Below are 11,043 nucleotides of genomic sequence, written 5' to 3'. Positions count from 1 at the left end.
GTGTCCGAGCCCGCGGGTGGGGTTCGGTTTTGGCGAGTTTGATAAAATCATGCTCGGTGAGTTGGTGGTTTTTTGGGGTCAGTTTAGGCATGGGGTGATTATAGCTTATTTATTTTTATTGGTATAATCGTACGCATGCAATACACTCCGCACCGGCTTTGAATAGGTTAAAAAGCAAACAGGCCGTCTGAAACCCTCTTTTCAGACGGCCTGTTTGCTTTCCAACGCCGGCTTAAACTTCCTGCCCACCACTGCGCCGCCTTTGCACAGCACGCGTGCCCTAATTATACCCACATGGTATATCCACCCCGAAACTATGCCGATTGTCACCAAAATCCGCCCCTCAGCCCAAACCGCTGTTCTTCTTTACGCAATTTATTAAAATCTTAGCAAATCTTTCTTAACACATTGCCCATCCACCATGAATCCCAACTTCTTCCCACGCACTCCGCTGGCCGCTGCCATCTGCCTGCTCGCCTTCTCCACGCCCCTTTCCGCCGCCGATATTCCCGCTGCCGCCGAAGCCGAGGCCGGGCGTTTGCAGCAAGAGCAATTATTGCGCGAGCAGCAGCGGTGGCAGCATCTGCAAGAGCAAATGCGCCCTGCGCCCGAAGCCCGCTTGGGCGAGGCCGCCGCGCCTCTCGCTGCTTTTTCTTTGAGCCAGGCCGAGTCGCCCTGTTTTGCGGTGCAGGAAATCCGCTTGGTTGGCGAGGCGGCGGGCAAGTTTCAATTTGCGCTCAAGCAGGCATTGGCCGAATCGGGCTTTGCCCCCGGCATGTGTTTGGGTGCACAAGGCATCAACCACATCATGGCTTTAGCCCAAAACGCGCTGATTGCCAAGGGCTACACCACCACCCGCATTCTGGCTGCGCCGCAAAACCTCGCCGGCGGCGTGCTCACGCTCACGGTGATGCCCGGCCGCATCGGCAAAATCCGCATCGAAGCTGCCGATGATCCGACGCGCACCGCCGGGCGCATTGCTTCGTTTCAAAACGAATTTCCGCTTTCAGACGGCCAAATCCTCAATTTGCGCGCCCTCGAGCAAGGTTTGGAAAACCTCAAGCGCCTGCCCACGGCCGAAGCCGATATCCGCATCGAGCCGGGCGAAGCGCCGGGCACAAGCGATGTGGTGGTGCTGTGGCAGCAGCAGCTTCTGCCTTACCGCTTCTCTTTGGGCGCCGATGATGCGGGCAGCAAGGCCACCGGCAAATATCAGGGCAACCTCACCTTTGCCGCCGACAATCCTTTCGGCCTGAGCGATTTGTTTTATGTGTCCTACGGGCACGATTTGGGCCACAAAGCCAGCTACACCGACAGCGCAGGCCACACCACCGGCAGCGGCAGCCGCTCGCTGGCGCTGCATTATTCCGCGCCTTTCGGCAACTGGCTGTTGGCCTTCAACCACAACCGCTACCGCTACCATCAGGCCGTGGCCGGCGACAGTGAAAACTACGACTACAACGGTGAGAGTTTCAACACCGATATCGGCCTCTCCCGCCTGCTCTACCGCGACGAGCGCCGCAAAAGCCATGCCGCCCTCAAGCTGTGGAAGCGCGAATCCAACAGCTTTATCAACGATGCCGAAATCAGCGTGCAGCGCCGACAAACCGCCGGCTGGCAGCTGGGGCTTTCGCATAAAGAATATTTGGGCGCGGCCACATTAAACCTTGCCGCCGCCTACAAACGCGGCACCGGTGCCAACCAAAGCCTGGCCGCGCCCGAAGAAGCGCTGGGCGAAGGCACTTCGCGCATGAAAATCTTCACCCTCGATGCCGATTTCAACCTGCCTTTCGCCCTCGGCAAACAGGTGCTCGCCTACGACACTTCCCTTCGCGCGCAATGGAGCCGCTCGGCGCTGGTGCCGCAAGACAAAATCGCCATCGGCGGCCGCTACACCGTGCGCGGCTTCGATGGCGAGCTCAACCTGGCTGCCGAGCGCGGCGGCTATTGGCGCAACGATTTGAGCTGGCATTACCACCCCGGCCACGCCGCCTATATCGGCGCCGACCTCGGCCATGTGGCCGGCCCCTCGGCCAAATACCTGAGCGGCCAAACGCTGGCCGGCGGCGTGGTCGGTTTCAAAGGCGGGTTTAAAGCCGGCGGCAGGCTTTATTACGATGTGTTTGCCGGCAAGCCCTTTAAAAAGCCCGCCGGCTTTCAGACGGCCAACACCGCATTGGGCTTCAGCCTGAATTATTCGTTTTAGGATTTGCCCCGCACAGCGTGTAGGCCAAATTCTCGAATCCGACCCTTGTTCGCAGAACAAGCATGCCTGAAAAACAAGCCTTGCGCCTGTTTGGCTGCTGCATCAACCAACATTATTGATATTGACCGGTAAAGCATCATGAACAAAACCCTCTATAAAGTGATCTTCAACAAAAAACGCGGCCAAATGGTGGCCGTGGCCGAACACACCGCCCGCGCAGGCAAATCCACGCAAGACAGCGCGCCCGGCGCCGCTTTGTCGGCAAGTGCCGGTGCGGCTTTGCGCCTGCCTGCCATCTGTTTCTCGCTGCTGCTCGCCTTTGGGCAGGCGTGGATTGTGCCCGCGCAGGCAGCCGGTATTGCCGCCGACAAAGCCGCACCGGCCAATCAGCAGCCCACCATTCTGCAAACCGCCAACGGCCTGCCGCAAGTCAATATCCAAACGCCCACTTCCGCCGGCGTGTCGGTCAACCAATACCGCCAATTCGATGTAGACGGCAAAGGCGCGATTCTCAACAACAGCCGCAGCAACACCGCCACCCACACCGGCGGCTGGATACAGGGCAACCCGTGGCTTGCCGGCGGCGAAGCGCGGGTGATTGTGAATCAAATCAACAGCAGCAACCCCTCGCAGCTGGGCGGCTATATCGAAGTGGCCGGCCGGCGCGCCGAAGTGATTATGGCCAACCCCGCCGGCATTCAGGTAAACGGCGGCGGCTTTATCAATGCGGCCGGCATCACCCTCACCAGCGGCCGCCCCATCATCAACAACGGCCACCTCGAAGGCTTCCGCGTGCGCAGCGGCAGCGTGGACGTGAGCGGCAACGGTTTAGACACGTCCGGCGCCGACTACACCCGCATTCTCGCCCAAGCCGCAACGGTAAATGCCGGCATTTGGGCGCAGGATTTACAGATAAGCGCAGGCAGCAACGATATCGCCGCCAACGGCGCAACAACCGCCGTTTCAGACGGCCCGTCACCTGCTGCCGCCGTGGCCGTCGACACCGGCGCGCTGGGCGGCATGTATGCCGGCAAAATCAGCCTCATCAGCACCGAAAAAGGCGTGGGCATCCACAATGCCGGGCAACTCTTTGCCGCGGCCGGCGGCGTGAGCCTTGCTGCCGATGGCGAAATCGTCAACAGCGGCAGCATCGTGGCCGCCGATAAAAGCGGCAGCAGCAGCGCCGATAAAGCCGCCGTTGCCATTCAAGCGGCGCATTTCCACAACAGCGGCAGCCTTTCCGCCCAAGGAGCCGCCCGCATTCAGACGGCCTCGCTGAACAACAGCGGCCTGCTCGCTTCGGCCGCCGAATTAAACATCCGCAACCAAGCCGCTCTTGCAAACAGCGGCCGCATCAACGCCGCACGTTTGGATATGGAAACAGGCCGTCTGAACCACAGCGGCCACACCACCCAAACCGGCTCGCAAGATTTAGCCATTGAAGCCGCCAACCTGCACAACCGGGCCGGCGGCCTGATCGGCTACACCCCGATCGACAGCGGCAACAACGGCGCATCCGATCAGGGCAACAGCAGCCACCCAAGCGCCCCGCCCACCACCGCCACCGGCGGCGGCCGCACCGAAAGCGCCCCCGCGCCCACCGCCCCGCAAGCCCTGCCGGCCGGCCGCATCAGCGTTTCAGACGGCCTCGACAACAGCGGCAGCATCAGCGCCAACGGCAACACAGATTTAAGCACACACCAAAGCCTGAGCAACCAAGGCGGGCTGAACCTCAACCGGCTGAGCGCCGCAGGCCGCAGCCTCAGCAACACAAGCGGCCGCATCAGCGCCCACAGCGCCGACATCCGCACCGATACCTTCCGCAACCACAGCGGCAGCCTTCAATCTTCAGACGGCCTCAACATCCACACCCAAACGTTGGACAATCATCAAGGCACGCTCCAATCGGCCGGCAGCCTGCACATCAACAGCACCGCGCTGCGCAACCCAAGCGGCCGCATCGCCGCCCCAAGCATCAGCCTTGCCGCCGCACAACACCTCGACAACACCGGCGGCAGCATTGATGCAGAGCGCTTAAACATCAAAGCGCAAACGCTCGACAACCAAAGCGGCCACATCCGCAGCAACGAGTTCACCGAGCTCAATCTTTCAGACGGCCTGGCCAACCACGGCGGCCAAATCAGCAGCGCCGGGCAGCTTTCCATTCACGACAACCAACAAAACACGCTCAGCATCCGCAACCTAGGCGAAATCCTCGCCGGCGAAGATGCCCGCATCCAAGCCCAATCCCTCGCCAACAGCGGCAGGCTTGCCGCCGGCCGCGATTTGAGCATCGCCCTGCAACACAACTTCAGCAGCCAAGCCGATATCGAAGCCGGCCGCCGCCTCAGCATAGAAAGCGCAGGCCGTCTGAACAACCGCCACACCCTGCAAGGCGGCGAAAGCGTGCACCTGAGCGCCACCGATATCGACAACAGCGCGGGCGGCAACATCCAATCCGGCAGCACAACCCACCTGAGCGCCGCCCAAAGCCTCAGCAACCGCGGCCTGATCAACAGCAACGGCCTCACCCTCATCGAAGCCGGCACCACCTTGCTCAACAGCGGCAGCGGCCGCATCTACGGCAACCATGTGGCGCTGGCCGCCACCGATTTAATCAACCGCGACGAGCAGGAAAAATCCGCAGCCATCGCCGCACGCCGGCAGCTCGATATCGGCGCGCAAAACATCACCAATCAAGAAGGCACCCTGCTTTCCAGCGAAGGCCGTCTGAACATCGGCGGCCGCTTGGGCAACACGCACGAAGCTGAGGGCAGCGCCGACACGCTCACCAATGCCGGCGCCCGCATTGGAGCCCAAGGCAGCGCCCGCATTGTCGCCGCCCGGCTTGACAATCTGAATCCGCATTTCGCCGTTGAAGAATATTTGGTTTCACAAGAAAATATCACCGAATTCACGCGGGTGGGCGAAGCAGAGCCTTTCTTCAGAAACGGGCGCGACGGCCATTTCGATTTAGAGACACACGACCTCAACTTCCGCCTGAAAAACGGCGGCAACATTCCCATACATAAATACGGTGCCCAAAGCCTGCGCAAAGCAGATTACAAACAATCTGTTTACAAACAGCGCATCACCTCAAGCACGCCGGGTGAAATCATCATCGGCGGCAACCTACACATCAGCGGCGACGCTTGGCGCAACCAAAACAGCCAAATCCTGGCAGGCGGCACCATCGAAGGCAATCTGAAAGCAGCCGATAAAGCACTGATCGAAAACCACGCCACCCCCGCCACCGTGCGCACTGAAAACAGCGGCTATTCACGCCGCGGCAGCTACAACAGTCACGGCACATGGGGCGATCGCCATATCGACTTTGATAAAGACGTTACCCCCGTGGCCAGCCCGCCCGCCACCACCGAGCCATTTGCACAGGCCATCTCTATCGTTGAGCAGCGCGTGGCCGATCTGCCCGCCCACGCAGGCGCAGCCGCCGCGGCAAACACCGCAATCAGTGCGGTGAATACCGATGCCCGCCTGCCTGAAATCCGCAGCATCGCCGCAAACACCCGCCTGCCCGGCAGCAGCCTGTTCAACATCAACCCTGCCCGCCAAGGCTATTTGATTGAAACCGATCCTGCTTTCACCGATTACAGGCAATGGCTCTCCAGCGACTACATGCTCAAGGCGCTCAATGTCGACCCTGAATACACACACAAACGCTTGGGCGACGGCTATTACGAGCAAAAGCTGGTGAACGAGCAAGTGGCCCGCCTCACCGGCTATCGCCGCCTCGACGGCTACAGCAATGACGAAGCCCAATTCAAAGCGCTGATGGATTCCGGCCTCACCTTTGCCAAAGCCCAGCAGCTTGTGCCCGGCATTGCCCTTTCCGCCGAGCAGGTGGCCCGCCTCACCAGCGACATCATCTGGATAGAAAGCCAAACCTTCACCCTGCCCGACGGCAGCCAAGAAACCGTGTTTGCGCCCAAAGTGTATCTGCTGGCGCGCAAAGGCGATCTGAGCAGCGGCGGCGGCCTGCTCAGCGCCGATGCTGTTTCCCTGCAAGATGCAGGCAGCATCCGCAACAGCGGCACCATTGCCGGCCGCCGCTTGGTTGACCTCGGCGCACAAGATATCCGCCACAGCGGCCTGATTCAAGGCGGCGAAGTGCATGTGCAGGCCGATGACGGCGTGCACATTGATGGCGGCAGCATCGCCGCCGGCAAAGCCCTCTCGATTCAGGCAAAAAGCATCCGCCTGCGCGCCACCACCGCTACCGGCGGCGATGAGCGAAACGGCAGCACCATTATCAACCGCACAGCCGCGCTGAATGTGGCCGCCCTTTCAGACGGCCTGCTGCATCTGGAAGCGGCCGAAGGCATTCAAGCCGACGGCGCACTGATCAGCAATGCTTCCGCCGGCGGCCACACCCGCCTGATTGCCCGCAGCGGCCACATTGATTTGGGCACCGTGGCCACCGCCAAACACGAAACCCACGGCAGCTTGAGCGATGCCGGCCACCGCCATGTGCACCAAAGCGCCGAAACCGGCACCGCCATCAGCGCAGCCGGCGACATCACCTTAGCCGCCGGCGGCCGAATCCGCGCCCGCCAAAGCCAAATCGACAGCAGCGCCGGCCGCACAGCGCTTTACGGCACGCAAGGCATCCAACTTAGCGAAGGGCGCCAAACGCTTGATTTAAGCGAAGCCACCCGCGACAAATCGCGCGGCCTGATTTCGAGCAGCAGCCGCAGCGCCCGCTACAGCCGCCAACACGATGAAGCCGTGGGCAGCAGCATCGGCGGGCGCGAAGTGGTGCTGGCCGCAGGCAAAGAGGGCGACATACTCGTGCGCGGCAGCAGCATCATCAGCGATGAAGCCACCACCCTCACCGGCCGCAACATCGGCATAGCGGCCACCCAAAGCCGCTATCTCGACAGCGAATTTCATCAAACCCAAAAATCCGGCCTCAGCGGCGGCATCAAAAGCGGCGTGGTTTCAAAAGGCTACAGCAAATCCCGCCAAAGCCTGCAACACAATGCCGACATCACCCGCTTGAGCGAGAGCCAAATCGGCAGCCTTAAAGGCAACACCACCCTTGCCGCCGCCGAGCAAATCGACACCCGCGCCACCACCCTTTCCGCCGGCAACAATCTCACCCTGCAAGCCCAAAGCATTCATTTAGGCGCGGCCTATGCGCGCGAGCGCGACCAAATCGAAGCGCACAGCAAGCAAAGCGGCATATCGCTCGGCCTCAACCTCAAAGCCCCCGAAGTGCGCCAAGTAGAAAAACGCATCGAGGGCATACAAAACGCCCGCCGCCAAGATGGTGCGCTTAAAAAGTGGCAGGCGTGGGACAGCGGCAGCATCGCTGCCAACACCGAGCAATTTATGCCCGCCATCGGCTTTAGCGCCACCCACAGCCGCAGCCAAAGCCAAGAGCAGCAAGATTATCTGCGCGCCATCGGCAGCAGCGCGCAGGCCGGCGGCACCGTGCGCATGCAGGCCGGTGCAGGCGATTTGAACATTATCGGCAGCCGTGTGTTTGGTGAGCAAGGCATGCAGCTGGCGGCTGCGCACGATATCAACATCGTGGCCGCCGAAGAGCAAATCGACAGCAGCGCGCAAAGCAGCAGCAAAACCAACGGTCTGATGGGCGGCGGCAGCGCCTTCAGCCGCTTTATCGGCTACCGCGCCGATACGAGCCAAGAAACCGGCAGCCGCATTATCCACAGCAGCAGCACCGCGGGCAGCGGCAGCGGCGACAGCCTTATCCGTGCAGGCCGAGCCTACCGCCAAACCGGCAGCGATGTGTATGCCGACGGCAATATCGATATCGCGGCACAAAGCATCGATATTGCCGCCGCGCCCAATCCCTATCAATCCGACTACCGCAACCGCTTCACCCAAAAAGGCATCACCGTGGGCGTGCGCTCGCCGCTGATTCAGGCAGTGGAAACCGCCCAAGAAGCCGCGCGCGCCATGCAGCAGGTGGGCGAAAGCCGCCACGGCCGCACCAATGCCATGGCCGCCGCCAATGCCGGCTGGCAGGCTTATCAGGCCGCACAAAGCGCCCAAGGGGCAGCAAAATCAGGCAACGCCGGCGGCGTGAGCGTGAGCATCACTTATGGCGAACAGCGCAACAGCGCCGCCCAAAGCATCAGCGGCCAAACCGCCCATGCCGCCAACATCGGTGCACAAGGTGCGGTGTCGCTCTTTGCCGTCGGCGCCGGCAGCGGCAGCGATATCCGCATCAGCGGCGCCGATATCGCCGGCCAAAGCGGCACCCGCCTTGCCGCAGAAAACCAAATCCACATCAGCGCCGCCGGGCAAAGCCACAAGGAGCAGCGCAACAACCGCCAAGCCGGCTTCAATGCCGGCGTGGCGCTCGATTTCAGCAACGGCGTCTCTTTCGGCATCACCGCCGGCGGCAACTACGGCAAAGGCTACGGCAACAGCAACGAAGCCGCCCACCTCGGCAGCCATATCGGCAGCAGCCAAAGCGCCACCACCCTGCAAAGCGGCGGCAGCACCACCCTCAAAGGCGCGCAGGTGTTCGGCAGCAGCATCGAGCTCGATGCGCAAAGCCTCCACATCGAAAGCCTGCAAAACCGCGCCGATCACCAAGGCCGCCAATATCAGGGCAGCGCCCAAATCACCGTGGGCTACGGCGTGTCCGGCAGCGGCGATTTCAGCCACAGCCAAATCCGCGCCGACCATGCTTCGGTGGCCGAACAAAGCGGCCTCTTCGCCGGCGATGGCGGCTATCGGGTGAATGTGCAGCAACACACCGATCTCAAAGGTGGCCTTATCACCTCCACCGAAAAAGCCGAAGCCGAACACCGCAACCGCTTTCAGACGGCCACCCTCGCCCACAGCGATATCCAAAACCACAGCCGCTACAGCGGCACCAGCTTCGGCATCGGCGCCGCCGGCGGCTTCAATGCCGACTTGGGCCTCGGCAGCCATGCCGCACCCCAAAGCAGCCTCACCACCACCGGCGCCGCATCCGCCCAAAGCAGCCAAGCCATCGGCTTCGGCTTTGAGCGCGACAGCCAAAGCAGCGTAACCAAAAGCGGCATCAACACGCAGAATATCGTGATTGGCGATGCGGCTGCGCAGCAGCAGTTGACGGGAAACAGCGTTGCCCAAACCCTTGCCGCCGTCCGCACCGACATCACCACCGATAACGCAGCAGCACACTCAGGCCGTCTGAACAACCGCTTTGAGCAGGATAAGGTGCAGAAAGAATTGGATGTGCAGCGGGAAGTAACGCAGAATTTCAGTCGCAATGTGCAATCGGCCAAAGATACAATCAACAAAAAAATGGACAGCCTGAAACAACAGCGCGATAACGGACAACTCAGCGAAGCGGAATACCAACGCCAAGCAGGAAACTGGCAGAAACTCAGCACCGGCCTGAGCGCAGTAGCCGCAGGCTTGGCCGCCCCGACCGACAGCGCCCTCGGCATCGCTGCCGCCGCAGCCAACCCCACCGTTTCTTACCATATCGGCCAACATTTCAAACAAAACGCCGAGCTGAATAAAATCGACGGCGGCAACCGCCCTGAAGAAGGCAGCAAAGAACATCTGGCGCTGCATACGCTTAACGGCATCCTCACCGGCACAGCGGCGGGCAACAACGCACTTGCAGCAGGCTTGGCCGCCGGCGGCGCAGAAATGCTCGCCCCCACCCTGGCGCAAACACTGTATGGCAAAACTGCCCAAGAATTAAATGCCGATGAAAAAAACAACATCAGCACCCTCAGCGCCCTGTTTGGTGCAGCGGTGGGCGCGACTGCGGGAAATGTGGCAGATGTGGTTTCTGGCAGCCAAATGGCACAGAATGTGGTGGAGAATAATTTTTCATTAGGTGATTTAGGGCTATCTGAAACTGCTTTGCGTAACTTACAAATGCAGGCCAATCAGGAAATTAATCGCATTACTATCAATAAGTCCAGTAGCCAGACAGAGCAGTCACAATTATTTGCTTTACTGGAAGCCTATAAAGTAAATAGCGCAATAACCGCTGAAATAACGGCTGCACTTGGGTTAGGATTAAACATTAGTGCTACTCTCAACCAAGATAAAAGTATTACCTTAACTATCGCTGGTACTGCTGGTGCGGGGGTAGAAGGGTTCGTTGGAGTATCTACTTCTAATAAGCAACGAGAAGATGGATTTTTTGCAGAAATATGCAGCACCGTTACTATTGCTGCAACAGGAGGGATTTGTACTGGAGCAAGATTAGAAAAAGGAGAATCGTTAATAAATACAGGGAAAATAGGAATTGGAGCAGCTGCTTTTGTTGGTGCCAATATTGGTTATCAAAAGAGCATCAATTTACAAAACAGCAAATAAATTAAAAATTAATTGAGGTATATTTTGGACGATATAATTATTTATCTTTTTATAGTTTATGTTATTCTATATTTAATACAAATAAAAATATCATATGAATTATTTAAAAATGAAGGTTTTATTTTTAGTGTTATTGATTTCATAAGTAAGTTAAATCAAATTACTTTTTCAATATGGCCAATTATTCTGGGGTTGAAAAAAATCTCTGATAAACGCAATTTATTCCTCTTAAGAATAAATACATTTTTATTAATTTTTATTCTACTGATGATTGCAATATTAATTTATATATAAAAAGCAAGCGTAGCCTGCGTGTAGGGTGTGTGCCCTAAGGCACGCACGCGTCTTGTCCAGCTTAGGTTGATTTTTTTTAATTAAAACTTCAAAGCCGTCTGAATTTTCAGACGGCCTTATATAGTGGAATGCATGAAAAACTTATACAAAAATAAGAAATTTAGCATCATGTGTAGGGTGTGTGGCGCAGCCACGCACGCGGTTTAAACGGCTTCTGCATA

General features: G+C 58.7%; 2 protein-coding genes. Both read left to right on the top strand.

The features are described from left to right. Positions 1–421: 421 nt before the first annotated feature. Positions 422–2,206, top strand: a complete 1,785-nt coding sequence (locus tag EV680_RS11485) for a ShlB/FhaC/HecB family hemolysin secretion/activation protein (RefSeq protein WP_132954884.1) — start codon at positions 422–424, stop codon at positions 2,204–2,206. Positions 2,207–2,344: 138 nt separating this feature from the next. After that, positions 2,345–10,528 carry a two-partner secretion domain-containing protein gene (locus EV680_RS11480; protein ID WP_132954883.1) on the top strand — a complete coding sequence of 2,728 codons (8,184 nt, stop codon included), beginning with the start codon at positions 2,345–2,347 and terminating at the stop codon, positions 10,526–10,528. The last annotated feature ends 515 nt before the right edge of the window (positions 10,529–11,043 follow it).

It is taken from the genome of Uruburuella suis, assembly GCF_004341385.1.
In the GTDB taxonomy this organism is placed as follows: Bacteria; Pseudomonadota; Gammaproteobacteria; order Burkholderiales; family Neisseriaceae; genus Neisseria; species Neisseria suis.
Note: the sequence above shows the minus strand (reverse complement) of the source record. Positions and strands in the feature narration are given on the sequence as shown.

What these genes read in the sequence shown, in the direction of transcription:
- EV680_RS11485 (WP_132954884.1), top strand. Translation starts at nt 422, where the DNA reads ATGAATCCCAACTTCTTCCCACGCACTCCGCTGGCCGCTGCCATCTGC.
- EV680_RS11480 (WP_132954883.1), top strand. Translation starts at nt 2,345, where the DNA reads ATGAACAAAACCCTCTATAAAGTGATCTTCAACAAAAAACGCGGCCAA.